Annotated in this window: 21 protein-coding genes, 6 tRNA genes and 1 riboswitch; of the genes, 12 read left to right on the forward strand and 15 right to left on the reverse strand. The window is 70.8% G+C overall.

Features of this window, described 5'->3' with window-relative positions; genetic code table 11:
* Positions 1-105 precede the first annotated feature (105 nt).
* The 4 genes from ACF1A1_RS04405 to ACF1A1_RS04420 all read right to left on the reverse strand — a co-directional run bounded on the left by ACF1A1_RS04405 (position 106) and on the right by ACF1A1_RS04420 (position 4,130).
* On the reverse strand, positions 106-1,050 hold the full coding sequence (locus ACF1A1_RS04405) for an aldo/keto reductase (RefSeq protein ID WP_391645357.1): 945 nt from the start codon (positions 1,048-1,050) through the stop codon (positions 106-108).
* Between the two features lie 138 nt (positions 1,051-1,188).
* Positions 1,189-2,211, reverse strand: a complete 1,023-nt coding sequence (locus ACF1A1_RS04410) for a M23 family metallopeptidase (RefSeq protein WP_391645359.1) — start codon at positions 2,209-2,211, stop codon at positions 1,189-1,191.
* A gap of 7 nt (positions 2,212-2,218) precedes the next feature.
* Positions 2,219-2,378, reverse strand: a riboswitch (cyclic di-AMP (ydaO/yuaA leader).
* A 307-nt stretch (positions 2,379-2,685) separates the two neighbouring features.
* Positions 2,686-2,759 (reverse strand) — tRNA-Met (locus tag ACF1A1_RS04415).
* A gap of 243 nt (positions 2,760-3,002) precedes the next feature.
* Positions 3,003-4,130, reverse strand: a complete 1,128-nt coding sequence (locus tag ACF1A1_RS04420; protein ID WP_391645361.1) for a dihydrofolate reductase family protein — start codon at positions 4,128-4,130, stop codon at positions 3,003-3,005.
* A 127-nt stretch (positions 4,131-4,257) separates the two neighbouring features.
* On the opposite strand from ACF1A1_RS04420, the gene ACF1A1_RS04425 reads away from it, so the two are divergent.
* Positions 4,258-4,773 carry a MarR family winged helix-turn-helix transcriptional regulator gene (locus tag ACF1A1_RS04425; protein ID WP_391645363.1) on the forward strand — a complete coding sequence of 172 codons (516 nt, stop codon included), beginning with the start codon at positions 4,258-4,260 and terminating at the stop codon, positions 4,771-4,773.
* 114 nt (positions 4,774-4,887) lie between these two features.
* Positions 4,888-5,523 (forward strand): GTP cyclohydrolase II, encoded by a 636-nt coding sequence (ribA, locus tag ACF1A1_RS04430; RefSeq protein ID WP_391645365.1) that lies wholly within the window; start codon positions 4,888-4,890, stop codon positions 5,521-5,523.
* 12 nt (positions 5,524-5,535) lie between these two features.
* Here ribA and ACF1A1_RS04435 read toward each other — a convergent pair whose 3' ends face one another.
* From ACF1A1_RS04435 to ACF1A1_RS04475, 9 genes are all read right to left on the reverse strand, one after another.
* Positions 5,536-5,916 carry an ASCH domain-containing protein gene (locus ACF1A1_RS04435; protein WP_391645367.1) on the reverse strand — a complete coding sequence of 127 codons (381 nt, stop codon included), beginning with the start codon at positions 5,914-5,916 and terminating at the stop codon, positions 5,536-5,538.
* Positions 5,917-6,047: 131 nt separating this feature from the next.
* Positions 6,048-6,728, reverse strand: a complete 681-nt coding sequence (locus ACF1A1_RS04440) for an NUDIX domain-containing protein (protein WP_391645369.1) — start codon at positions 6,726-6,728, stop codon at positions 6,048-6,050.
* A gap of 2 nt (positions 6,729-6,730) precedes the next feature.
* A complete protein-coding gene (locus tag ACF1A1_RS04445; RefSeq protein ID WP_391646364.1) occupies positions 6,731-7,129 on the reverse strand; it encodes a DUF4406 domain-containing protein in 399 nt (132 codons plus the stop codon).
* A 61-nt stretch (positions 7,130-7,190) separates the two neighbouring features.
* On the reverse strand, positions 7,191-7,997 hold the full coding sequence (locus ACF1A1_RS04450; protein WP_391645371.1) for a DeoR/GlpR family DNA-binding transcription regulator: 807 nt from the start codon (positions 7,995-7,997) through the stop codon (positions 7,191-7,193).
* Positions 7,998-8,360: 363 nt separating this feature from the next.
* Positions 8,361-8,433: transfer RNA gene (locus ACF1A1_RS04455), tRNA-Lys, on the reverse strand.
* 90 nt (positions 8,434-8,523) lie between these two features.
* A complete protein-coding gene (locus ACF1A1_RS04460) occupies positions 8,524-8,733 on the reverse strand; it encodes a hypothetical protein (RefSeq protein ID WP_391645373.1) in 210 nt (69 codons plus the stop codon).
* 150 nt (positions 8,734-8,883) lie between these two features.
* Complete coding sequence (locus ACF1A1_RS04465; RefSeq protein ID WP_391645375.1) at positions 8,884-11,085, reverse strand: DEAD/DEAH box helicase; 2,202 nt, start codon at positions 11,083-11,085, stop codon at positions 8,884-8,886.
* Positions 11,086-11,319: 234 nt separating this feature from the next.
* Positions 11,320-11,853: a hypothetical protein gene (locus ACF1A1_RS04470; protein WP_391645377.1), complete on the reverse strand. Its 534-nt coding sequence runs from the start codon at positions 11,851-11,853 to the stop codon at positions 11,320-11,322.
* Between the two features lie 193 nt (positions 11,854-12,046).
* Positions 12,047-12,397 carry a metallopeptidase family protein gene (locus ACF1A1_RS04475; protein ID WP_003999986.1) on the reverse strand — a complete coding sequence of 117 codons (351 nt, stop codon included), beginning with the start codon at positions 12,395-12,397 and terminating at the stop codon, positions 12,047-12,049.
* Positions 12,398-12,481: 84 nt separating this feature from the next.
* Between ACF1A1_RS04475 and ACF1A1_RS04480 the strand changes: the two genes are divergently transcribed.
* From ACF1A1_RS04480 to ACF1A1_RS04515, 8 genes are all read left to right on the forward strand, one after another.
* The gene (locus ACF1A1_RS04480) at positions 12,482-14,095 is read left to right on the forward strand and encodes a metallophosphoesterase (RefSeq protein WP_391645379.1); all 1,614 of its coding nucleotides are present in this window, start codon (positions 12,482-12,484) and stop codon (positions 14,093-14,095) included.
* A gap of 80 nt (positions 14,096-14,175) precedes the next feature.
* Positions 14,176-14,248, forward strand: a tRNA-Glu gene (locus ACF1A1_RS04485).
* A 37-nt stretch (positions 14,249-14,285) separates the two neighbouring features.
* Positions 14,286-14,360, forward strand: a tRNA-Asp gene (locus ACF1A1_RS04490).
* A 24-nt stretch (positions 14,361-14,384) separates the two neighbouring features.
* Positions 14,385-14,458 (forward strand) — tRNA-Phe (locus ACF1A1_RS04495).
* A 144-nt stretch (positions 14,459-14,602) separates the two neighbouring features.
* Positions 14,603-15,070 carry a hypothetical protein gene (locus ACF1A1_RS04500; protein ID WP_391645381.1) on the forward strand — a complete coding sequence of 156 codons (468 nt, stop codon included), beginning with the start codon at positions 14,603-14,605 and terminating at the stop codon, positions 15,068-15,070.
* Positions 15,071-15,241: 171 nt separating this feature from the next.
* Positions 15,242-19,186, forward strand: coding sequence for an ATP-dependent RNA helicase HrpA (gene hrpA / locus ACF1A1_RS04505; RefSeq protein ID WP_391645383.1), 3,945 nt, complete (start codon positions 15,242-15,244; stop codon positions 19,184-19,186).
* A gap of 94 nt (positions 19,187-19,280) precedes the next feature.
* Positions 19,281-19,355, forward strand: a tRNA-Asp gene (locus tag ACF1A1_RS04510).
* A 316-nt stretch (positions 19,356-19,671) separates the two neighbouring features.
* The gene (locus ACF1A1_RS04515) at positions 19,672-19,863 is read left to right on the forward strand and encodes a DUF6274 family protein (RefSeq protein WP_391645385.1); all 192 of its coding nucleotides are present in this window, start codon (positions 19,672-19,674) and stop codon (positions 19,861-19,863) included.
* A gap of 462 nt (positions 19,864-20,325) precedes the next feature.
* Here ACF1A1_RS04515 and bldC read toward each other — a convergent pair whose 3' ends face one another.
* Positions 20,326-20,532 (reverse strand): developmental transcriptional regulator BldC, encoded by a 207-nt coding sequence (bldC, locus tag ACF1A1_RS04520; RefSeq protein ID WP_003949541.1) that lies wholly within the window; start codon positions 20,530-20,532, stop codon positions 20,326-20,328.
* Positions 20,533-21,090: 558 nt separating this feature from the next.
* On the reverse strand, positions 21,091-21,933 hold the full coding sequence (locus tag ACF1A1_RS04525) for a hypothetical protein (RefSeq protein WP_391645387.1): 843 nt from the start codon (positions 21,931-21,933) through the stop codon (positions 21,091-21,093).
* A 221-nt stretch (positions 21,934-22,154) separates the two neighbouring features.
* Between ACF1A1_RS04525 and ACF1A1_RS04530 the strand changes: the two genes are divergently transcribed.
* Positions 22,155-23,258 (forward strand): Leu/Phe/Val dehydrogenase, encoded by a 1,104-nt coding sequence (locus ACF1A1_RS04530; RefSeq protein ID WP_391645389.1) that lies wholly within the window; start codon positions 22,155-22,157, stop codon positions 23,256-23,258.
* Positions 23,259-23,596: 338 nt separating this feature from the next.
* Positions 23,597-23,845: a DUF3073 domain-containing protein gene (locus tag ACF1A1_RS04535; protein ID WP_391645391.1), complete on the forward strand. Its 249-nt coding sequence runs from the start codon at positions 23,597-23,599 to the stop codon at positions 23,843-23,845.
* The last annotated feature ends 53 nt before the right edge of the window (positions 23,846-23,898 follow it).

The raw sequence follows: 23,898 nt of genomic DNA on the forward strand, positions 1-23,898 counted from the left end.
ACCGGAAAACCTGAGCCGGAAGCCGTGAGCCTGAAACCGTGACCGGCATGTCGTGAGCCCTGCGTCGTAGGGGCCGCCCCCCACCGGACACCGCAGTGCGGGCCCTTACACCGAGGCCTGCGTGAGCCGCCCGATCTCGGTCCGGGTCAGCTCCAGCTCGGCCACCGCCACCAGCGCCGGCAGCTGCTCCACGGTCCTCGCGGAGGCGATCGGCGCCGCCACCGTCGGCGGGGCCGCGAGCCACGCCAGGGCCACCGTGGCGACCTCGGTGTCGTGGGCGCGGGCGATCTCGTCCAGGGCGGCGAGGACCTTCTGCCCCCGCTCGGTCCCCAGGTGCTTGCCGGCCCCTTCGGCCCGCGCGCTGTCCACGGTCGTACCGGGCCGGTACTTGCCGGTGAGGAAGCCGGAGGCGAGCGCGAAGTAGGGCACGGCGGCGAGGTCGGAGGCGTCGGCGAGGTCCTGGAGCTCGCCTTCGTACGTGTCGCGCGAGACCAGGTTGTAGTGCGGCTGGAGGGCGACGTACCGGGCGAGGCCCTCGCGGTCGGAGAACTCCAGGGAGGCCCGCAGGCGTGCGGGGGAGATGTTGGAGGCGGCGATGTGCCGCACCTTGCCCGCCTTCACCAGCTCGTCGAGCGCGCCGATGATCTCCTCGACGGGCACCTCGGGCTTGTCGAAGTGGGTGTAGTAGAGGTCGATGTGGTCGGTGTCCAGGCGTCGCAGCGAGGCGTCGGCGGCGGCCTTGATGTTGGCGGCGGTCAGCCCCTGGAAGTCGGGGTGCTGGCTCACCTTCGTCGCGATCACGACGTCGTCGCGGTTGCCGCGGGCCTTGACCCACTTGCCGATCAGGGTCTCGGACTCACCGCCGCCGTTGCCCTCGGCCCACGCCGAGTAGGAGTCGGCGGTGTCGACGAAGTTGCCGCCGGCGGCCGTGTAGGCGTCCAGGACGGCGAAGGAGGCCGCCTCGTCGGCGGTCCAGCCGAAGACGTCGCCGCCGAGGGCGAGCGGGAAGACCTCGAGGTCGGAGGAGCCGAGCTTGCGCAGAGACGTCATGCTCTTCGTCAACGCCTCGGCCGGAGGCGCGCATTCCACGCCTCCGGCCAAGGGTTCGCAAACATCCGGGAAACGTCCGGGTCGTGTACGGGAGACCTCACCGACCCCCGGGAACCACCGGAAATTCCCCGGAAGACTTCAGAGGCTGAGCCCCTTGTCCCGCAGCCAGGCCGCCGGGTCGATGCCCGAGGCGCTGCCGCCCGGGTGGACCTCCAGGTGGAGGTGGGCGCCGGTGACGTTGCCGGTGGCGCCGACGCGGCCGATGACGTCACCGGTGGCGACCTTCTGGCCGACGCTGACGCTGATGGAGGACTGGTGGGCGTACCAGACCTCGGTGCCGTCGTCGAGGGTGAGCACGGTCTTGTACCCGTACGACCCGTCCCAGCCGGCCGACGTGATGGTGCCGCTGTGCACGGCCTTGATCAGGGTGCCGGTGGGGGCGGCGAAGTCGAGGCCCGTGTGGTACCCGGAGGACCAGTAGGCGCCGGCCTGACCGAAGGTGGAGGTGATGGTGTACGAGGAGGTCGGCAGCGTGTACTGCTTGGCGAGTTCGGCGAGGCGCTCGGCCTCGGCCTTCTTCGCGGCTTCCTCGGCGGCCTTCTTCTTCGCGGCGGCGGCCTTGGCCTCCGCCTCCTGCTTGGCCTTGGCGGCCGCATCGGCCTGTGCCTTGGCCGCGGCGGCCTCGGCGGCGGCCTGGGCCTTGGCCTCGATCTGGGTCTGCTGCGACTCGGCCTGCGCCATGATCCGGCTGCGCAGCGCCTCGCCGGCGTCGGAGGCGCTCTCGCTGCTGTCGTCCGCGGCGACGGTGGTGCCGAAGGTGCTGAGGGCGGGCGCGGACTCCTCGGGGGTGTCGTCGTCCGAGATCAGGGAACCCACGGAGGGGAGGTCCGGCATGGAGATGGAGACCGGCGGCTTGCCGGTGTTGGCGCTGGCCATGCCGCCCGCGCCGACGGCGGCTATGACGCCGACGCCGAGAACGGTGGAGCTGCGGGCGAGCCCGCCGCGCTGCTTGGCGACGCGGTGCCGACCGCGTACCGGGCGAATGGACTCCGCGGTGGGGTTCCACTCCTCCCAGGGGCCCTCGTCGGTGCGGTAGGTGCCGTAGCCGAAGGTCTGGCTGGGCGCGCTGGGGGCTTCTGGGGCAGGCCGGTTGGACGCCACGCGGGCGTACTCCTTTCCTTCCGTCGCCTACCGGGTTAGCTGACGGGTTCGGAGCGGGAAGGTCTCCTACGCGCGTATACCGGCCGTTGTTCCACGGCGGCTTACGCGTGATTCACCCCAAGGTGGTGGTTCCCCGGTTCCCTTACGGGATTCGGCGCGTGCGCACGGAGCCGCCTCTTGTGACGGCTGGGACGACCGCGCTGCGTTATCGAACGTTAATAGACGCGGGGCCGGGTTTCCAAGCTGTTCCTCTTGATCAACAACATTTCTGGCCTGGACTTTCGCCCCACGAGCGGTGAAAAACGGGCGAGTTGACCTCGCTCCGGCCACATCTCAGCAGTCACAACGTTTTTGATGGTGACTCAGTTGTGATGCGCAGGGCGCTCATCCGATCACGATCCGTGAGCTTGATTGAGCGAGTGAACACACCGAGGGCCGGAACCCTGTATCAGGATTCCGGCCCTCGACCTTCAGTAGCGGGGACAGGATTTGAACCTGCGACCTCTGGGTTATGAGCCCAGCGAGCTACCGAGCTGCTCCACCCCGCGTCGGTATGACACCAGTGTACGCCATCCGCGGGACACGAAAGACCAGGGTTGATCCGGGGCCTCTCTGGGGGCTTCCCCGGGGATCTCCCGGGGACCCCCTGGTGACCTCGGGGGATCTCCAGGGGACTTCCCCCTGGACCCCCGGGGCACCTCCGAGGGACCTCCCTGAGGGCCCGCTGCCGGGCTTCCCTACCGGGCTTCCCTCCGCAGGCTTCCCGAGGGACCTCCGCTCGGCCAATGGCCCTACAGGAGATGGCTGTTGGGCGCCTTGGCCCGCTCCTCGTACTCCGGGAGGACGACGACGTCCACACCCGCGGCCGTCAGCAGTCCGGTGCCGTCGGCGTCGGTCACGAAGGTGTCCGGCTCGCGCCAGGCCGTCACCACCCGGGGAACGCCCGCGTCGAGGACGAGTCGGGCGCAGGGGGTCGGGCGTGAGGAGCGGTGGGTGCAGGGTTCGAGGCTGGTGTAGACGGTGGCCGTGGCCAGACGGGGGTCGCCGGGGTCGATCTTGGCGAGGGCCGCCTCCTCGGCGTGGACGACGGGGTCGCCGGCCTCCCGGGAGTGGCCGCGCGCCAGCTCGGTCCCGTCGGCGGCCACCACCACCGCGCCCACGCTGAACGCCGTCCGCGACGGCGGGCAGGCGGCCGCCAGCTCGCAGGCGAGGGCCAGCCAGTGCCGGTCGGCGGCGGTGGGGAGCGGGCCGGCGCCGGGCGCGGTGGGCTCGTAGCGCATCAGGACGACGTCCTCGATGCGCCGCGTCTCCACGAGTCGCAGCCGTCCGCCCTGGTAGCCCCCGGGACCGAAGAGCCGGGGGGCGTCCGGGGTGCCCACGAAGAGGGGGGCGAGGACGAGCTGGAGTTCGTCCGCCAGGCCTTCCTGGAGGAGCTGGGTGTGGATGGTTCCGCCGCCCTCGACCATCAGCCGCCGTACGCCCCGTACGTCGTGGAGGTGTTCCAGGAGCCGCCGCCAGTCGAGGCCGGGGCCGAGGGGCACGACGTCGGCCGCGAGGCCGAGTGACCGCGCGCGTTCGGCGCCCTTGTCGGTCGTGTAGACGACCTTCTCGCCGCCGGTGTGCCAGAACTTCGCCGCCGGATCCAGCTCGCCGGAGCCGCTGACCGTGACCTTGAGGGGGTACTCCGGCCTGCCGGCCGCCAGGCGCGCGGCCCGGCGTTCGGGCGAGTTGACCAGGAGGCGGGGGTTGTCGGCGCGGATGGTGCCGGCGCCGACCAGGATCGCGTCCACGGAGGCCCGCACCTCGTCGACCCGGTCGAAGTCGGCGGGGCTGGAGAGCAGCAGGCGGTCGGGGCCGGTGTCGTCGAGGTAACCGTCGAGGGAGACGGCTGCGGACAGCAGGACGTACGGGTACGGCATCGGCGCGGTCTCTCCGGGCGAGGGGCTGTGGGCTCTGGGCTGAGGGCTGAGGGCTGAGGGCTGAGGGTACGGGGCCGGACCGGCCGCAGCCCTTGGTTCAAGTTTGAAGCAAACCTACACTGGGGGTATGACGATCCGCTGGCTCACCCCCGAGGAGCAGCGCGCCTGGCGCGCGTACGTCGCCGCCTCCCTGCTCCTGGAGGACGCGATCGACCGGCAGCTTCAGCATGAGGCCGGCATGCCCCACCTGTACTACTCCATCCTGGCCAACCTCTCCGAGGTCCCCGAGCGACGCCTGCGCATGACCGATCTGGCGGAGAAGCTGAAGATCACCCGCAGCAGGCTGACGTACGCGGTGACGCGCCTGGAGAAGGACGGACTGGTGCGGCGCGAGAACTGCCGCTGGGACAAGCGCGGGAGCATCGCGGTCCTGACGGACGAGGGCATGGCGGTCCTGGAACGGGCGGCGCCCGGCCACGTCGAGACGGTCCGCGCCTCCCTCTTCGACCGGCTCACCCCGGAGCAGGTCGGGCAGCTCGAGGAGATCTGCACGCACATCGCCCAGGGGCTCCAGGGGGACGACGGTGCGGGCGCGCCCGAGGACGTCCCGTGGCGCAGACGTTCGTCGCCCTCCTGCTCGTGAGTCGCGCCACAACAGCATTGCTTCAAATTTCAAGCATGAGGTAGTGTCTCGACCGTCGGAATGCTTCAAAACTGAAGCAGAACCGCCCTGTCCACCGGACCCGGGAGAATCCTCATGCTCCAGACCCCCGCCGCCACCCCGCGAGCCCGCGTCCGGGTACCGCTGCGCTTCCACGACGGCTACTCGGTCGACGCCGAACTGGTCACCTTCCACGGCCTGGTCGACGGCCAGGAACACGTGGCCGTCGTCCTCGGCGACCCCGGCCCCCGCCCGCTGGTCCGGCTGCACTCCGAGTGCCTCACCGGGGACGTCTTCGGCTCCGCCCGCTGCGACTGCGGTCCCCAGCTGCGCGAGGCGGTCGAGCGCATAGCCGACCGCGGCGGCGTCCTGCTCTACCTCCGCCAGGAGGGCCGTGGCATCGGCCTCTACAACAAGCTCGACGCGTACGCCCTCCAGGACCAGGGCCTGGACACCTACGAGGCGAACGCCGCCCTCGGCCTGCCCGAGGACGGCCGGGACTACACGGCCGCCGCCCAGATGCTGAGCGCCCTGAAGGTCACCGCCCTGGACCTGCTGTCCAACAACCCGGACAAGGCCGACCAGCTCCGCACCCTGGGCATCGACGTCCACGACCGGGTGCCGACGGGCGTCTTCACCACCCCGCACAACGTGCGCTACCTGCGCGCGAAGGTCCTCCAGACGCAGCACACGCTGCCGCTGGCGGACCTCACGGAACTCGGCGTGGGCTGACGCCCCTCCACTTCAGGCCTTCTCCTCCACCCACCCGGAACGCCGGGCACACCACGGGCGTGTCGTCCCGCACCGGCGCGCCTGCGCGCTCCGGAACCGGCGGTGACCCGCACGCCACTCCTCCAGGCCGGCGTCACCCTCCCCCTCGGCCGCCGCATGCTCCCGGGTCACGCCGGCGAAGGTGGTCCCCTCCGCGCCGGTGATCTCGACGGTGGCGACGGAACGGCCGTCTCCGTCGAGGAGGGCGAGGCGCTCACCGACGTACTCCAGGCCCTCCGTCTCCTCCGGGTACTCCGCGAGCAGCCCGGTGGTGGCCGTCCTTCGCCCGGACAGGACGGGGGAGTTCAGCCGGACGCGTATCCGGTCCGCGATGCCGAGCTCCATCGCCCGCATGCCGTCGACCCCTGGCCACATCTGTCGTCACGTCACTTTTCTCCGGTCACGCGCGCCGAAGGGATACGCGTGCCTAAGGGCCATGTGGGGCGAAGGGTCACGCGTGCCGAAGGGGTACGCGCGCCGAAGGGTCACGCGTGCCGGAAGGGGCCGTCGAGCGCGGCCCACTGGAGGAGCATGATCGTCTTCGCGTCGGCGATCGCACCGCTGCGGACGTGAGCGAGCGCCTCGCCGAAGGGCAGTTCCACGACGGTGATGTCCTCGCCCTCGTCGGCCACACCGGCCGTGTCCGCGCCGGGCACCGATCCGTCGTAGGGCGCGGCGAAGAAGCTCAGGCGCTCGGTGACCGAGCCGGGGCTCATGTAGGCGTCGAAGACGTGCTCGACCTCGTGCACGGTCCGGCCGGTCTCCTCCTCGGCCTCACGGCGGATCGCCTCCTGCGGGTCGTCGCCGTCCAGCAGCCCGGCCGCGGTCTCCAGGAGCATGCCGTCGGGGTGCCCGTTGACGTAGGCCGGCAGCCGGAACTGACGGGTCAGCAGGACCGTATGCCGCTCGGGGTCGTAGAGCAGGATCGTCGCGCCGTCGCCCCGGTCGTACGTCTCGCGCCGCTCGCGGCTCCAGTGGCCGTCGTTGTGCCGGTAGTCGAATGTGGTGCGGCGCAGGACCGACCAGTCGCAGGCGAGGACCTCGACGTCACGGATGCGGACCCGGGGGTTCCCGGTCAGGTCGCGCCCTTGGCGGTCGAGTCCGGTACGGCCGCGGGGGTCGGGGAGTTCGATGCCCGGTCGCCCCGGTTCACTGCTCTCCGTCATCGTCAGCCCCCGACCGCTGTGCCGGTGACGGTCGCCGCTCCCGGTGAGGTGGGTGTGGCCGTGAGGACGGCGAGGTCGGTGTGGACGTCCTTGCCCCGCGCACGAGCCCGCGCCACCATCCGGTCGGCTCCCTGCGAGGGCCCGCCGATGCGCAGCACCGCGTCACAGCGGTCGAGGAGGCGTTCGGCGACCGGGTGGAACAGCTCCTCGAAGAGCGGGTCGCCGGGCCCGGTGCTGCCGGCCGTCTCCAGCAGGGGCAGCGCGAGCGCCTCACCGGTGACGGGCAGGTGTCCGGCGCGGAAGAGGGCGAGGGCGGCCTCGTTCATGGCCCGTACGTTCGCGGCGAGCCTGGCGGGGTCGTCGCCGGTGCCCGAACGGTACGGGCCGGCGACGAGGATCATCAGCGGTGGACGGGGCACGGCTCACTCCTTGGCTCGGGTTCCTGGGAAGGGCTGAGACGGTTCAGACGAGCAGCGTCTCGACGCCCGCCTCACGCAGGGCGTCCAGGGTCTGCGGGCCACCGGGGTGGGTGGCGGGGTCGGCCGCGGCGGCGTCGGTGACGAAGGTGTGCACGGCGTCGAGCGGGGCGACCCGACTGAACGCGCGTACGCCCAGCTTGGTCGCGTCGGCCACGGCGACCGTACGGCCGGCCTGGCCGAGGCCCGCCTGCTTGACGGCCGCGTCGTCCAGGGAGAACTCGGACCAGCCGTGCGCGGCGTGCACCCCGCCGATGGACATCACGAACAGGTCGAAGGAGAGTGACTCCACGGTGCGCAGGGCCAACGGCCCCACCAGGGACCGCTCCCCCGGCCGTGACCGCCCGCCGACGACCAGCAACTCGATCCCGGGCCGGTCGGCCAGCCGCACGGCCGCCTGAAGAGAGAGCACGGCAACGGTCAACGGCCCCCGTGCGGCGAGGTGTTCGGCGACATGCACGGTCGTCGTCCCGGCGTCGAGCAGCACCCGCGCGCCCGGCTCCACGAGCCCGGCGACGGCCGCGCCGAGCCGGTCCTTGGTGGCGGCCTGCCACCCTTCCCGCGCCGCGAACCCGCCCCCCTCCTCCCGCGCCCGACCGGCGACGGCCCCACCGTGCACCCGCCGCACCAGCCCCTGCTTCTCCAACGCGTCGAGATCCCTGCGCACGGTCATCTCGGACACCCCGAGCCGCTGGGCCAACTCGGCCACGGAAACGCGGCCTTCGGCCCCTTCGGCTGCTTGGGCTCCTTGGACGAGGCGGAGAGTCAGATCCAGACGGTTGGCGACACCCATGGGAGCCTTTCTATCATGCCCCTGTTCGAACGAACACAGAAATGTGCAGCCGGCGCTGCCGGTGAGCGGCAACGGAACGGCCGGACAGGCTGTCGGGCCCGGGCCCCCTCCTGTGCTCGAAAACGAAACAGCGCCCGAGCCGGCCGAAGCCGACTCGGGCGCTGCGGAGCAGGTGGGAGGAGACCGGGCCATGAGGGTCCGGCGGGTCCGGTGCTCCCTCCGTACACGGGAGCGGGAGGAGCCTCGACCGCTCCCGCACGCTCGCCGCGCTGGACGCCTCCGGTCACAGTTGTCGCCCTGGCCACGAATGCGACCAGGGCGACAGACCTGCTGGTCAGATCCCTGCGGACACTGACGACGCGGTAGGCCCTGTGGGACTCGAACCCACAACCAATGGATTAAAAGTCCACTGCTCTGCCAATTGAGCTAAGGGCCCAGGCGATGTTGCCACCCCGAGCATAGCCGGACGAGGCCGTGTCTCCGATCGGGTATCGGGGACACGGCCCTGCCGGGAGACGGAGAAAGCTCACGGATCCGCCGTTTCGGCGGTCACCCCCCGCTCCGCGAGCCCGGACCGGCCAAGTCGGTCGACCCCACACCCCACCGCCGCGACACCACCCACCGCCACCGTGACCGTCACCGTCACCGTGAACGGGACCGTCACCGTCACCGTCGCCGGGACCATGACCGTGACCGTGACCGTGACCGGGAAGAGGATGTGGGACAGCTCGGGCAACAGAAAACGCCGTGGCCCCCACCGGAGAGTCGGTGGGGGCCACGGCGTTCACTCACTGTGCCGTCGCGGTCGGCCACTGCGGTGGTCAGTCGCTGTGGTCAGTCGCTGTGCTCGGCCACTGCGGTCAGTCGCTGCGGCCAGCCGTTGCGGTCAGCCGTTGCGCTTCCAGCGCGGCTTGTCCTCGCGGCGCCCGAAGGAGCCGCCGCCACGGTGGTCGCCGCCACGGTGGTCGCCGCCGCGGTGGTCGTCACGGCGGCCGTAGGGGCGCTCGTGGCCGCCGGAGCGGAAGCCCGGGCGGTCGTCGCGGCGGTCGCGGTTGAACGGACGGTCGCTGCCACGGTGGCCGCCGCGCTCGTCACGGCCGCGGAAGCCGCCCCGGTCGTCACGGCGCTCGAACGAACGGCCGCCGCGGTCGTCGCGGTTGAAGCCGCGGTCACGGTCACGGTCGACCGGACGACGGTCGTCGCGCCGCTCGAAGCTCCGGCCGCCACGGTCGTCACGCCGCTCGTCGCGCCGCTCGAAGCCGCGCCCACCACGGTCCCGGTCGCGGTCACGGTCGACCGGACGACGGTCGTCGCGCCGCTCGAAGCCACGGCCACCACGGTCGTCACGGTCCCGGTTGAACCCACGGTCGCGGTCACGGTTGAAGCCACCACGGTCACCGCGGTCGCCCCGCTCGTCACGCCCCCGGAAGCCGCCCCGGTCGTCCCGCCGCTCGAAGGAACGCTCACGGTCCCGCTCGAAGGGCCGCCGCTCACGCCGCTCGTACGACGACGAAGCCGCCGGACGCTCCTCGCGCGCACCCCGGTCGTCCCGGTCGATGTCCCGCGCGGCCGGCTGCTCCGGCACGGAGACCTCGGTCGCGGCCGGAGCCTCGACGGTCTCCCCGGCCGCTGCCGCCGCCTGCGCCTCGGCCACCGCCGCCTCGGGGTCCTCGCCCCGCTCGCGCGCGACCCGGGCGACCAGCCGGTCGGCCTCCTCGCGCAGCTCGGCCGCACGGCGCTGCGCGCGCTCCAGCTGCTTGGTGAGGTGGGCGACCTCGCGCTCGGCCTGCTGCGCGGCGTTGCCCGCCGACTCGGCCTGGACCTCGGTCATGGACCGGGCACCGGTGATCTCGGCGACCTCCGGGTCGAAGGCCGCACCGCCCTGGATGATGTGGCGCCCGGCGTCGACGCCCGCGTCCTCCATCAGGCGGAAGATCTGGCGCCGCTGGTGCGGGAGCGACAGGGACACGACCGTGCCCGTGCGGCCGGCGCGCGCCGTACGGCCCGCCCGGTGCAGGTAGTCCTTGTGGTCGCCGGCCGGGTCGACGTTCAGGACGAGGTCGATGCCGTCGACGTGGATGCCGCGCGCCGCGACGTCCGTGGCGACCAGGACGTTGACGTAGCCGTCCTTGAAGTCGGCCAGGGTCCGGGTGCGGGCGCCCTGGGTCATGCCGCCGTGCAGCGCGTCCGCCTTCACGCCGGCGTCGCGCAGCTGCTCGGCGACGCGGTCGGCGCCCAGCTGGGTGCGGACGAAGATGATGGTGCGGCCCTTGCGGGAGGCGATCGCGGCCGTGACCGGCGCCTTGTCCTTGGGCTTCACGATGAGGATGTGGTGCGACATGGTCGTCACCGCGCCCTGCGCCGCGTCGACCTCGTGCGAGACGGGGTCGTTGAGGTAACGGTCGACGAGGGTCTTGATCTCGTTCTCCATCGTCGCGGAGAACAGCATCCGCTGACCGCCCGCCGGAACCTGGTCCAGCAGTTCCGTCACCTCGGGCAGGAAGCCCAGGTCCGACATCTGGTCGGCCTCGTCGAGGACGGAGATCTGCACGTTCTCCAGGGAGCAGGCCCCACGGCTGATGATGTCGCGCAGACGGCCCGGCGTGGCGACGAGGATGTCGACGCCGCGCTCGAGGGCGTAGATCTGGTTGCCCATCGACGTACCGCCGCAGACGACCTTCATCTTCAGGCCGAGGACGTCGCCGTACGGCTGGAGCGCGTCGGCGACCTGCATCGCCAGCTCACGCGTCGGCGTGAGGATGACCGCGCGCGGCTTCTTCTTCTCGGTGCGGCCGCCGGCCAGCGTGGCCAGGGTCGGCAGACCGAAGGAGAGGGTCTTGCCGGAGCCGGTGCGGCCGCGGCCGAGGATGTCCTTGCCGACCAGGGCGTCCGGGATGGTCGCCGCCTGGATCGGGAAGGGGGTGGTCACGCCGTTCTGTGCGAGCTTGCGCACGACGCCCTCGGGCAGACCCAGGTCCGCGAAGGTCGCCTGGGGGGCCTCCTCGGCGACGGCCTCGAGGGTCTCGACGGCCTCGACGGCCTCGTCGTTCTCGGGCACGACGACGTGATCAGTGGTGGAAATGGACATGCGTATGCGAAACCTTCCGGAGTCTCGTCGGCACGCGCCCGTCAACTCCGTGATTCGCAATACGACCGCCTCAATGCGGTCAGCCACGGCAAGGGAGAGTACGCGCCACACGGCGCGCTCTGCGTTGGCGCCGGGCAAATGGGATCAAACGATCTACCACCATACGCACCCACCACCCCCGAAGGCAAACCGAGCCCCCAGGGACGTAGGTCACATCGGCCAGGACCCCGCCTCCTATGCCGGCGACCCCGCCTCGGGCGCCGGTTCCCGCTCCATCAGTTGCGGCGACGGCTCCTCGGGCGCCGACGACGAGGGCTCCGCGACCGTCGGCTCCGGGGAGGGCGACGACGGGGGCTCCGGCGACGGCGGCGGCTGCGGATCGGCCGAACGGGTGGGCGTGGGCTCGTCCTTCGGCGGCTCGGCGTGCCCCGGCCCGTCCGGCTTCTCGCTCCTCCCCGGCCTCGCGCCCGCCGCCGACTCGCTCGCGCCCGCCGACGGCGAGGCCGAAGGCGTCGCCGACTCGCCCTTCTTGCCCTTCTTGCCGTCCTTGCCGCGCCCGCGCTCGTCGTCGCGGCCCGCCGCGTCGAACCCGTGCGCACCGGCCGATCCGCCGGGCCCGCCGTCCGGCGCCTCACCCCCCGGCCGGCCCGCCGACTGCGACGGCCCGGCCCGGCCCCCCTCCTGGTCCCCGACGCTCATGCATCCGGCGGCCGCGGCGACGGCCATGACCGTGGCGGCCAGGCGAACGGGAAGGTACAAGGGGCGCACGGGCCACCTCCGGGGGCAGACGCAGGAGTCAACCTCCCCAACTCCCGCCGCCCGCATGAGGACACGCGCACCGCACGCCCGGGCCGCGTCTTTCGGATCAGCCCGACTCGGGGCCTGCGCGCCTGGCCGATCCGGCAGATGCGCGTGCCGAGCCCCGCGGCCCCGGGACGATCCGAAAGACACGGCCCACGGCTCAGCCGTACCCCAGCGCGTGCAGCCGGGCGTCGTCGATCCCGAAGTGATGCGCGATCTCGTGGACCACGGTCACTTCCGTCTCCTCGACGACCTCCTCCCGCGTCTCGCACATCCTGAGCGTCGGCCCCCGGTAGATCGTGATCCGGTCCGGCAGCACGCCCGCGTACCACTCCCCGCGATCCGTCAGCGGAGTCCCCTCGTACAGTCCGAGCAACTCGGGATCGTCCGCCGGCGGCTCGTCCTCGACGAACACGGCGACGTTGTCCATCAGCCGTGTCAGCTCCGGCGGGATCCGGTCCAGCGCCTCGGCGACCAGTTCCTCGAACTCCTCGCGCGTCATCTCCAGCACACGCCCATTCTCCGGCACGACACCGCCGCACGAGGGGCACGAACGGCTCGCATATCCGGGCGCGCACTTGGGCATACGGGACCAATGGCCCGAGTCCGAGCCCGTGTCCCCACCACCGCACCGAACCCCATGAACCACCTGAGGCACCGAAACCCGCTCCGCACCACACGCCGCCCCCGCCGCCGCTCCGCCCCCACCACCCCCGAACTCGCCGCCCAGCCCGGCCCCTGGGGCCGCGCCTTCGGTCTCACCGCGGTCGTCCTCCTCGGCGCCTGGCTCGGCCTGCTGATCGTCGGAAACGTCCGCGCCCCCGTGGGCCCCATGAACACGACGATGACCCTGCGCCCGTCCGCCACCGGCGGCACCAAGATCAACATCTCCCCCCTGGGCGCCCTCCACCTCGACAGCCACGTCGCCCCCGTCCGTCTGGACGTCAACGTCGACCAGCTCGACCCGGCCCGCTCCCAGGCCCTCGTCGACCACCCCGAACGCCTCTCCGGCCTCCAGGACGAGGTCGCCCGCGACGTCGAACACGGCACCCTCGACCTCGCCGTCCGCTCCTGCGTCGCCGTCGTCGCCGGCGCCACCGCCCTCGGGCTCGCCGTCTACCGCCGCCCCCGCCGCGCCCTCGCCGCCGGCGGCCTGGCCCTGGCCCTGCTCGCGGCCTCCGGCGCCACCGCGTACGCCACCTGGAACCCCAAGTCGGTCCTCGAACCCCGCTTCTCGGGCCTGCTCTCCTCGGCGCCCTCCCTCGTCGGCAACGCCCGCAACATCGTCACCGAGTTCGACATCTACCAGCGGGAACTCGCCCGCCTCGTCACCAACGTGACCAAGCTCTACGACGTCACCTCCACCCTCCCGGCCTACCAGCCCGACCCCACCACCGTCCGCGTCCTGCACGTCTCCGACATCCACCTCAACCCCGCCAGCTGGAAGATCATCGCCTCGCTCGTCGAGCAGTACAAGGTCAACGTCATCGTCGACTCCGGCGACACCATGGACCACGGCTCGGCGGCGGAGAACGGTTTCCTCGACCCCATCGCCGACCTGGGCGCGCCCTACGTCTGGGTCCGCGGCAACCACGACTCGGCCGTCACCCAGCGCTACCTGGAGGGGATCAAGAACGTCCACGTCCTCGACGACGGCCGCGCGGTCACGATCGGCGGCCTGCGCTTCGCCGGCATCGGCGACCCCCAGTTCACCCCCGACCGCTCCAAGGTCCCGGGCGGCGAGGGCCTCCAGGAGGCGGCCGGCGACCGCCTCGCGGCCGCCCTGCGCGCCCAGCGGACCGCCGGCACCCCCGTCGACGTGGCCATCGCCCACGAGCCCTCCGCCGCCCGCCGGACCGACGGCGAGGTCCCCCTCGTCCTGGCCGGCCACATCCACCACGCGAAGATGGAGGTCCTCGAGAACGGCACCCGGCTGCGCACAGAGGGCTCCACCGGCGGCAGCGGCCTGCGCGCCGTCGAAGGCAAGTACCCCGACCCCATCGAGGCGTCGATCCTCTACTTCGACCGCGACACCCGCCGCCTCCAGGCCTGGGACGCGATCAAACTCGGCGGCCTGGGCCTGACGACGGCGGAGGTCAGCCGCCACCTGCCCAAGGAGAACCAGCCAGGAGCCGACCAGTCCCCGAGTCCGTCCCCGACCCCCACCCCCTCGACCCCGTCCCCCATCCCGTCCGGAGCCACTCCGTAAACCGTTTTGGCGATACCTCCCGCCATCCCATATGCTTCTCACGTCCCCGACGCGCTGAGAAGCGCCCAGGCGGGCCGATAGCCCTCATCGTCTAGCGGCCTAGGACGCCGCCCTTTCAAGGCGGTAGCACGGGTTCGAATCCCGTTGGGGGCACGCAACACCGTGTGCGACACTGTCGTACACATCGCTTGGTCCTGTGGAGCAGTTTGGAGTGCTCGCCACCCTGTCAAGGTGGAGGCCGCGGGTTCAAATCCCGTCAGGACCGCTGAGGTTTCACGTGAAACCTCGCGGCTGGGTAGCTCAGTTGGTACGAGCGTCCGCCTGAAAAGCGGAAGGTCGCCGGTTCGACCCCGGCCCCAGCCACCGCAGCCCACCAGGGCAGAAACCCCCGTCGAGATCATCGGCGGGGGTTTCGCGTTGGTGTACTGACGGCAGTCACCCGTCGTCGGTCCGCTCCACCGACCGCGTTGTGGCGTGCGGCCGTCATCGCGGAGGGGAGAACACGCCATGGCGGAGGACATCGATGGCCGGCAGTTCCAGGTGGGCGACGTTCTGAGAGTCAGCTGCGCCTCCGCACAGACACGAGTCGTCCATGCGACTCCGTTCGACGTCACAGTCGAGTGGCCATGGGCGCGGATCGATCCCGGGTCGGCGTACCGGTGGAACGGCCAAAGGGCGATACCGCGCGCTGAGCGCACCGACGAGTGGAGCGGGCTCTTTCGCACCACCCCTGGTCCACAGCACCTGGAAGTCGGCGCAACCTGCCTGGTGGGCATCCCCGAAACGCTCGTACGGATCGTTGACATCGGCCACTACGACCCGCCGATCGACGTGGGGTGGCTGCCGAGGCCTCACACCATGGTGATCGTGTTGCCGGTCGATCGCCCGCACAACCCGTACGCAGAGGAAGAGGGCGACACCATCGACCTCGATTCGGCGGCACCCATCAAGATCGAGCTGCTGTCACGAGCTTGACGGCAGTCCGACGTTTGGGTGGTACTGGGCCCGACGGCCCGAGCGGCCGGGAGCGGCGTCCACGAGGCTGCCCCTGGCAGTCACCCCGCCCCACCCGCACGAACCGGCGTCCACCACTGGAGCCAAAAGGGTTCGCCACGTTTTTCCCCGGGATGAGATCCTGGATCGCGTATGTCTACGCACCCTGCCCCCGCCCTCGGCGCCCTCGCCCCCCGCCTGGCCGAGCTGTCCCTGCGCGATGCGCACCGGCTCGGACGCAGGCTCGAAGGTGCGCGCAAGATCCGTAAGCCGGAGGCCCGTGCCGCCGTTCTCGCCGAGATCGAGACGGAGGTCGGGCTGGCCGCGGAGCGCATGGACGCGCGGCGGGCACGGGTGCCTGCCGTCAGCTATCCCGAGCAGCTCCCCGTCAGTCAGAAGAAGGACACGATCGCGGACGCCATCCGTGATCATCAGGTCGTCATCGTCGCAGGTGAGACGGGATCCGGTAAGACGACCCAGATCCCGAAGATCTGTCTGGAACTCGGCCGCGGTGTGCGCGGCATGATCGGGCACACCCAGCCGCGGAGGATCGCCGCCCGGACCGTCGCCGAGCGCGTGGCGGACGAGCTGAGCACGCCGCTCGGGGAGGCCGTCGGCTGGAAGGTGCGCTTCACCGACCAGGTGAACCCGGACGCGACCTTCGTGAAGCTGATGACGGACGGCATTCTGCTCGCCGAGATCCAGACCGACCGCGAGCTGCGCGCCTACGACACGATCATCATCGACGAGGCCCACGAACGGTCCCTCAACATCGACTTCCTGCTGGGCTATCTCGCCCAGCTGCTGCCGCGCCGGCCCGACCTCAAGGTCGTCATCACCTCGGCCACCATCGATCCCGAGCGGTTCTCCCGGCACTTCGGCGACGCGCCGATCATCGAGGTCAGCGGGCGGACGTACCCCGTGGAGGTGCGGTACCGGCCGCTCCTGGAGGAGGACTCGGAGGACTCCGACCGGGATCAGATCACCGCGATCTGCGACGCCGTGGAGGAGCTCCAGGGCGAGGGCCCGGGTGACATCCTCGTCTTCCTCTCCGGGGAGCGGGAGATCCGGGACACCGCGGACGCGCTGGAGAAGAAGAAGTACCGGTTCACGGAGGTTCTGCCCCTCTACGCGCGGCTCTCGCACGCCGAGCAGCACCGCGTCTTCCAGCCGCACACCGGCCGCCGGATCGTTCTGGCGACCAACGTGGCCGAGACGTCGCTGACCGTCCCCGGGATCAAGTACGTCATCGACCCCGGCTTCGCCCGGATCAGCCGCTACAGCCACCGCACCAAGGTGCAGCGGCTGCCCATCGAGCCGATCTCGCAGGCCAGCGCCAACCAGCGAAAGGGCCGCTGCGGGCGGACCAGCGACGGTATCTGCATCCGGCTGTACAGCGAGGACGACTTCCTCGCCCGGCCGGAGTTCACGGACGCGGAGATCCTCCGGACGAATCTGGCGAGTGTCATCCTGCAGATGACCGCGGCCGGCCTCGGCGACATCGAGAAGTTCCCGTTCATCGATCCGCCGGACCACCGCAACATCCGCGACGGCGTGCAGCTCCTCCAGGAGCTGGGGGCGCTCGACCCGGTCCAGAAGGACCCGCGCGAGCGGCTCACGCAGACCGGCCGGAAGCTGGCCCAGCTGCCCGTCGACCCGCGGCTGGCCCGGATGGTCCTGGAGGCCGACAAGAACGGCTGTGCCCGCGAGGTGATGGTGATAGCCGCCGCGCTGTCCATCCAGGACCCGCGCGAGCGCCCGGCCGAGAAGCAGGCCCAGGCGGACCAGCAGCACGCCCGCTTCAAGGACGAGACGAGCGACTTCCTCGCCTACCTCAACCTGTGGCGGTACGTCCGTGAGCAGCAGCGCGAGCGCGGCTCGTCGTCCTTCCGCCGGATGTGCAAGCAGGAGTACCTGAACTTCCTGCGCATCCGCGAATGGCAGGACATCTACACCCAGCTCCGCACCGTCGCCAAGCAGATGGGCATCCACCTCAACGAGCAGGACGCCCCCGCCGACAGCATCCACACCTCGCTCCTCGCCGGGCTGCTCTCGCACATCGGCATGAAGGACGTGAAGGACGGCAACAAGAACGAGTACCTCGGCGCCCGCAACGCCAAGTTCGCGATCTTCCCCGGCTCGGCCCTCTTCAAGAAGCAGCCCCGGTTCGTGATGTCGGCGGAGCTGGTGGAGACGAGCCGCCTCTGGGCCCGGGTCAACGCGAAGATCGAGCCGGAGTGGGTCGAGCCGCTCGCCGGGCACCTGCTGAAGCGGACGTACAGCGAGCCGCACTGGGAGAAGGACCAGGCCGCGGTGATGGCGTACGAGAAGGTCACGCTGTACGGCGTACCGATCGTCGCCCAGCGGAAGGTGAACTACGGGCGGATCGACCCCGAGGTCTCCCGCGAACTTTTCCTTCGCAACGCCCTGGTGGAGGGCGACTGGCGGACGCACCACAAGTTCTTCGCCGACAACCGCAGACTCCTCAGCGAGGTCGAGGAGCTGGAGCACCGGGCCCGGCGCCGGGACATCGTGGTCGACGACGAGACGCTGTTCGACTTCTACGACCAGCGGGTGCCCGAACACGTGGTCTCCGGCGCCCACTTCGACTCCTGGTGGAAGCGCAAGCGGCAGGAGCAGCCGGACTTCCTGGACTTCGAGCGGGAGATGCTCATCCGGGAGTCCGCGGAGGCGGTCACCAAGGCCGACTATCCGGACTCCTGGCGGCAGGGACCGCTGAAGTTCCGGGTCACGTACCAGTTCGAGCCGGGCGCGGACGCGGACGGCGTGACCGTCCACATCCCGCTCCAGGTCCTCAACCAGGTCACGGACGAGGGCTTCGACTGGCAGATCCCGGGCCTCAGGGAAGAGGTCGTCACCGAGCTGATCCGCTCGCTCCCGAAGCCGATCCGCCGCAACTACGTGCCGGCGCCGAACTTCGCGAAGCGGTTCCTGGACCAGGCGGTGCCCTTGCGGGAGCCGCTCACCACCGCCATGGCGCGTGAGCTGAAGCGGATGGTCGGCGTCCCCTTCGAGGCGGACGACTTCGACTGGTCGAAGGTCCCCGACCACCTGAAGATCACCTTCCGGATCGTCGACGAGCGGCGCCGCACGCTGGCCGAGGACAAGGACCTGGAGACCCTGAGGCTCCGGCTGAAGCCGAAGGCCCGCAAGGCCCTCTCCCAGGCCGCCGCGGCCACCGCCGAGCGGCAGGGCGGCGCGTCCCTGGAGCGCTCGGGCCTGACGGACTGGACGATCGGCACGCTCACCCCCGTCTTCGAGACCCGTCGCGCCGGCCAGCCGGTGAAGGCGTACCCGGCGCTGGTCGACGACGGCGACACCGTCTCCGTGCGGCTCTTCGACACGGAGGCGGAGCAGGCGGAGGCGATGTGGAAGGGCACGCGCCGGCTGATCCTGCGCAACATCCCGGTCAACCCCGCGAAGTTCGCGTCCGGGAAGCTGACCAACCCTCAGAAGCTCGCGCTGTCGGCGAATCCGCACGGTTCCATCCAGGCCCTGTTCGACGACTGCGCGACGGCGGCGGCGGACAAGCTGATCGGCGACTTCGGCGGACCGGCGTGGGACGAGGAGTCGTACCGGAAGCTGTACGACAAGGTGCGGGCCGAGATCGTCGACACGACCGTGCGCACGGTCGGCCAGGTGCAGCAGGTGCTGGCCGCCTGGCAGGCCTGTGAGCGCCGCCTGAAGGCCGTCGGCAGCCCCACGCTGCTGGCAAACCTCACGGACGTACGCAAGCAGCTGGACGCGCTCGTACGGCCGGGCTTCGTGACGCAGGCGGGGCTGCGCCGGCTGCCGGACCTGATGCGCTATCTGGTGGCCGCGGACCGGCGCCTGCAGCAGATGCCGACCAACGTCCAGCGGGACACCACCCGCATGGAGAAGGTCCACGAGATGCAGGACGAGTACGCCTGGCTGCTGGAGCAGCTGCCCCAGGGCCGGCCGGTGCCGTCCTCGGTGCTGGAGATCCGCTGGATGATCGAGGAGCTGCGGGTCAGCTATTTCGCCCACGCGTTGGGCACGGCGTACCCCGTCTCCGACAAGCGGATCGTGAAGGCGATCGACGCGGCCGCACCGTGACGGATCGCGTACGGAGGGTGAGTTCGACCAAGGGCTCACCCTCCTGTACAGTCTCTTCTCGCAGCACAGCGCAACACCGAGTGCCGCGAAACCTGGTCCTGTGGAGCAGTTTGGAGTGCTCGCCACCCTGTCAAGGTGGAGGCCGCGGGTTCAAATCCCGTCAGGACCGCAGTGAACGAGAGCCCGGGTCTTCGGACCCGGGCTCTTCGCATGCCCGCACCCAGGCAATCGCCCCGCCGGGGCGGAGACCACCCCGCGGCACAGCCGCGGTCACGGTGCGGCACATCCCGCCGGGACGGCCACACCCGTAGCCCAGGTCCCCCCGCCCGAACTCGCCACCTGTCCGGGCATTCCAGGCATTCCGGCGGGCCTCGAAAGCCCGCGCGGCCCCTCGCACGCGCCCCGCTCCCTTGACGGCGTCACTTTCCCTCGGTACCCCAGAGTTCAGGGCCACGTTCCCCGCGTGGGCCTTCTGGAGGTGGCGTATGGCGGCATCGGCTAGGCACGAGACGCGGGCCCTGCTCCGCGCGCATCTGTCGGCCGCGTCGTCCTACCGGCACCTGACCCGCCACTGCCCCATCTGCCACCGTCTGCTGCGGCTGGCGATGGACGGCGCTCCACGGGGCACCCAGGCCCCGCAGGAGGCGCGCGGGGGCGACGAGCCCTCGACCGCGTGACCGTCGCGGCCCCAACGGCCTTACGGGCGTGGGGTCCTGGGGCGGAGGGAAGCAAGCGCTTCCTCTAGCGCACCTGCGCCGCCGACGACAAGGCCAGTGGCATGTGACGGGTGTCACCGCATGAGTTTCCGAAACCGGGGTTCTTACCAGTCTCCTACAACTAGTCAATTTAATATGTGCAATTGCACCACTCCGTGCACCCCACCGGCACCCCTCTGCAGGAGGCTCCTCGGAACCCTCCCAGAGACTCCCCAGACTCCGACAAGGCCGCTCACAGAGCCCCCCGACAGACAGGTCGCGGGCACAAAAAAGATCGCGCTGGACCCGGCGGAGTCCAGCGCGATCGACGACGCACCGTGTGGGTTACGGGCCTGTTGGGGCAGGACCCGCGTCGCTTGGAGCTAGGGTTCGGGCGCCTCGGCAGATTGGGGGACCTGCGGCGTTGCCCGGTTATTCAGTTGTTCAGGCCTCGCTGCGCTGCTGCGGGATGCCCGCCAGCAGGGCGCGGACCTCGGCCTCGCGGTAACGGCGGTGCCCGCCGAGCGTACGGATCGACGTGAGCTTGCCGGCCTTCGCCCACCGCGTCACCGTCTTCGGGTCCACGCGGAACATGGTGGCGACCTCAGCCGGGGTCAGCAGCGGCTCAGCATCAGGGGTGCGAGCGGTCATGAGCGGCCTCCTCGGGAGAACCGAACCTTCTCGGTTCTTTCCTCTAAATTCTGCACCTTGACCCGCGTTGCCCGAAATGGCGGACGCGAGTCGAGTCGGTTATAGGACGAACGGCTTGTCCTCGGCACTACAACTACACCATCCGTCCAGCCGCGTCGGCCAAACCGATGGAATTGCCCCCCAGGTGTTCATCGGCGACGGAAGCCGATGGACCATGCCATAGCGGACAGTCACGCCAGTGTGACGATCAGTCACATGGCGATCAGGAGTCACCAGACCCCCCAAAGCGTGCAATGCTGAGATTCCCCCCACGATGGAGCACAAGTGGACGGACGGAGCCTCCCCGGACTCCTTGTCCTATTTTGGCACGAGGAGGGGCAAGCGGCGCAAGGGCCGCGTACGTGCGGTCCATCACCCTTCGCGACTCTTGCGCCATACGCCCGGAACGGGATCAACGCCCCGTCAGTTCCGTGAAGTGCGGTAGACCGTACGCTGCTCTCGGCCTCCAGGGCCGTGACGTACGTCACTAAGGAAACGCCTGTCGCGTCTGTCACACCGTCAGTTGGCCGAGCGCCGGTCCCGCACCGACCGCCACCGCTCCACGAGCCGGGCGTACGCCTCGCCCGCCGCGCTCCCGTCGCCGCGCCGCAGGGCCTCGATGCCCTCGGCGACGTCCGCCGCCGAGTGATCGCTCTCCAGATCCCCGGCCGGCACGGTGTGCACGAGGCCGCCGTAGTCCAGCTCGACCAGCGAGCGCGGGTGGAACTCCTCCAGCCAGCGCCCCACGTCCACCAGGCCGTCGATCAGCGGCCCCTCGTCGATCGCGTCCCTGAGCGCGCGCAGACCCCGGGCCACCCGGCGGCGGGCCTGCACCATCGGAGTGCGGTAGCGCAGCACGGGGGGCAGCTCCGCCGTCCCCTTGTCCCACTCGCGCTCCTCGTCGGAGACGAGCACGAACCAGTTCAGCGGGACGTGCCAGGTCGCCGTGAGGATCCAGGGGCGGGCGTCGGGGTTGCGGGCCAGCCAGCGCTCGTAGTCCTGGGCGGCCTGGAGGCGGACCACCGGGGGCAGGACCGTGTCCAGGACCGGCCCGGGCAGCTCGTCGCCCAGTTCCCCGAGGGCCTGCCAGCCGCGCAGCCGGGTGCGCCACGGGCAGACGCACACCACGCCGTCCACGTCGAGGACGAAGGCGTCCCCGCTCTCGTGCACCGGCACCGCCACCGGCGGGGTGGGCAGCAGGTCGGCCAGTGAGCGGCGCAGCTCGTCCTGGTAGGAGGGGCGGTCGGGACGGCGGGCGTAGCGCTCCCAGTGGCCGCGCTCGGGCTCGGGGAAGGCGCCCAGCGGCTCGTACACGCGCAGATAGGCCGCGTACGGAACGATCACCGAGGACACCTGGGACACGCCTCCTCCCTCCCCCTCCGGCCGAACGGGAAACCTGTCCGGCCCCCTGCCGAACGGGCCGGAAAACATGCAAATCGTCCCACGTCCGTACTCCGCAAGAAGGTGATCCGGACCACCACGCGTTCGGTGGGCCGCACAGGCTCTACGCTCATCCCACAGGCCCCGCCACCCGTACGGGAGCCGCCGTCCCACCAGCCGCTAGTTACCCAGGAGTCACCACCGTGACCGACGTATCCGGCGCCCCAGTTGACGTACTCAACACCCTCTTCCACTCGGATCAGGGTGGCCATGAGCAGGTCGTGCTCTGCCAGGACCGGGCCAGTGGCCTCAAGGCCGTCATCGCCCTCCACTCCACCGCCCTGGGCCCCGCGCTCGGCGGTACGCGCTTCTACCCGTACGCGACCGAGGAGGAGGCCGTCGCCGACGCCCTGAACCTCGCGCGCGGGATGTCGTACAAGAACGCCATGGCCGGGCTGGACCACGGCGGCGGCAAGGCCGTGATCATCGGTGATCCCGACACGATCAAGACCGAGAAGCTGCTGCTCGCGTACGGCCGTTTCGTGGCCTCGCTCGGCGGTCGCTATGTGACCGCCTGTGACGTCGGCACGTACGTGGCCGACATGGACGTCGTGGCACGCGAGTGCCGCTGGACGACCGGACGCTCCCCGGAGAACGGCGGCGCCGGCGACTCGTCGGTCCTGACCGCCTTCGGCGTCTACCAGGGCATGCGGGCCAGCGCCCAGCACCTGTGGGGCGACCCGTCGCTGCACGGCCGCAGAGTCGGTGTCGCGGGCGTCGGCAAGGTCGGCCACCACCTGGTGGAGCACCTGCGCAAAGAGGGCGCCGAGGTCGTCGTCACCGACGTGCGCGAGGAGGCCGTGCGCCGGATCCTCGACCGGTACGCCGAGGGCGTGACGGCGGTCGCGGACACCGAGGCGCTGATCCGGGTCGACGGGCTCGACATCTACGCCCCCTGCGCGCTGGGCGGGGCGCTGAACGACGACTCCGTGCCGGCGCTGACCGCCCGGATCGTCTGCGGCGCGGCCAACAACCAGCTCGCCCACCCGGGCGTCGAGAAGGACCTCGCCGACCGCGGGATCCTGTACGCGCCGGACTACGTGGTGAACGCCGGCGGGGTCATCCAGGTCGCCGACGAGCTGCACGGCTTCGACTTCGACCGGTGCAGGGCGAAGGCGGCGAAGATCTTCGACACCACGCTCGCCATCTTCGCACGTGCGAAGGCGGACGGGATTCCGCCGGCCGCGGCGGCCGACCGGATCGCCGAGCAGCGGATGCACGACGCGGCCCGGGCGCGCGGGTGGTGAGGCGGAGGACGGGGTTCCGCTGAGCCTCCGGAAGGCCGCGGCCTCGTTCCGTTCGAGGGTTTGTTCGGTACCTGCTGGTGGAAAGTTGGAGAGAACTCTCACTCCTACCGGCGGGTCGTGCGCCAATAAGTGGTTAAAATCGCCACTGACCAGCGAGGACGGGGCGCCTCGAAGGTTCTGCGCACACGCGCGTCCTACGGGCGACGTACCGTATGGGTGCGGGCTCAGGTACCGTGGAAGCCCTACGGACCGGCCTCTCTGCGGAGAGTCCGTTCCGGATCATGAACGCGTGTCAAGACTCTGGGGCCGTCGAGCCCCGTCGTTGAGGGGGTCGAGCCATGGGGCGCGGCCGGGCCAAGGCCAAGCAAGCGAAGGTCGCCCGCCAGCTGAAGTACAACAGCGGCGGGACGGACCTCTCACGCCTGGCCGAAGAGCTGGGCGCATCGACGTCGAACACGTCGCCGAACGGCGACCCGTTCGAGGACGATGAGCACGACGACGACCTCTACAGCCGGTACGCCGATCTGTACGAGGACGACGAGGACGAGGACGACGACTCCTCGCGACAACACCGTCGCGGCGCTTGACCTTGCACTGAGCACTCACCCGGTCGGTGACTTCGGTCACCGACCGGGTCTTG

Origin of the sequence: Streptomyces sp. NPDC014995 (assembly GCF_043080745.1) — a bacterium.
Classification (GTDB): domain Bacteria; phylum Actinomycetota; class Actinomycetes; order Streptomycetales; family Streptomycetaceae; genus Streptomyces.

Excerpts from the sequence above, each read along its gene's own strand:
- hrpA (WP_391645383.1), top strand. The coding sequence starts at position 15,242 with ATGTCTACGCACCCTGCCCCCGCCCTCGGCGCCCTCGCCCCCCGCCTG.
- ACF1A1_RS04515 (WP_391645385.1), top strand. The coding sequence starts at position 19,672 with ATGGCGGCATCGGCTAGGCACGAGACGCGGGCCCTGCTCCGCGCGCAT.
- ACF1A1_RS04425 (WP_391645363.1), top strand. The coding sequence starts at position 4,258 with ATGACGATCCGCTGGCTCACCCCCGAGGAGCAGCGCGCCTGGCGCGCG.
- ACF1A1_RS04500 (WP_391645381.1), top strand. The coding sequence starts at position 14,603 with ATGGCGGAGGACATCGATGGCCGGCAGTTCCAGGTGGGCGACGTTCTG.
- bldC (WP_003949541.1), bottom strand. The coding sequence starts at position 20,532 with ATGACCGCTCGCACCCCTGATGCTGAGCCGCTGCTGACCCCGGCTGAG.
- ACF1A1_RS04450 (WP_391645371.1), bottom strand. The coding sequence starts at position 7,997 with ATGGGTGTCGCCAACCGTCTGGATCTGACTCTCCGCCTCGTCCAAGGA.
- ribA (WP_391645365.1), top strand. The coding sequence starts at position 4,888 with ATGCTCCAGACCCCCGCCGCCACCCCGCGAGCCCGCGTCCGGGTACCG.
- ACF1A1_RS04445 (WP_391646364.1), bottom strand. The coding sequence starts at position 7,129 with ATGATCCTCGTCGCCGGCCCGTACCGTTCGGGCACCGGCGACGACCCC.
- ACF1A1_RS04465 (WP_391645375.1), bottom strand. The coding sequence starts at position 11,085 with ATGTCCATTTCCACCACTGATCACGTCGTCGTGCCCGAGAACGACGAG.
- ACF1A1_RS04440 (WP_391645369.1), bottom strand. The coding sequence starts at position 6,728 with ATGACGGAGAGCAGTGAACCGGGGCGACCGGGCATCGAACTCCCCGAC.
- ACF1A1_RS04535 (WP_391645391.1), top strand. The coding sequence starts at position 23,597 with ATGGGGCGCGGCCGGGCCAAGGCCAAGCAAGCGAAGGTCGCCCGCCAG.
- ACF1A1_RS04480 (WP_391645379.1), top strand. The coding sequence starts at position 12,482 with ATGGCCCGAGTCCGAGCCCGTGTCCCCACCACCGCACCGAACCCCATG.
- ACF1A1_RS04405 (WP_391645357.1), bottom strand. The coding sequence starts at position 1,050 with ATGACGTCTCTGCGCAAGCTCGGCTCCTCCGACCTCGAGGTCTTCCCG.
- ACF1A1_RS04435 (WP_391645367.1), bottom strand. The coding sequence starts at position 5,916 with ATGCGGGCGATGGAGCTCGGCATCGCGGACCGGATACGCGTCCGGCTG.
- ACF1A1_RS04420 (WP_391645361.1), bottom strand. The coding sequence starts at position 4,130 with ATGCCGTACCCGTACGTCCTGCTGTCCGCAGCCGTCTCCCTCGACGGT.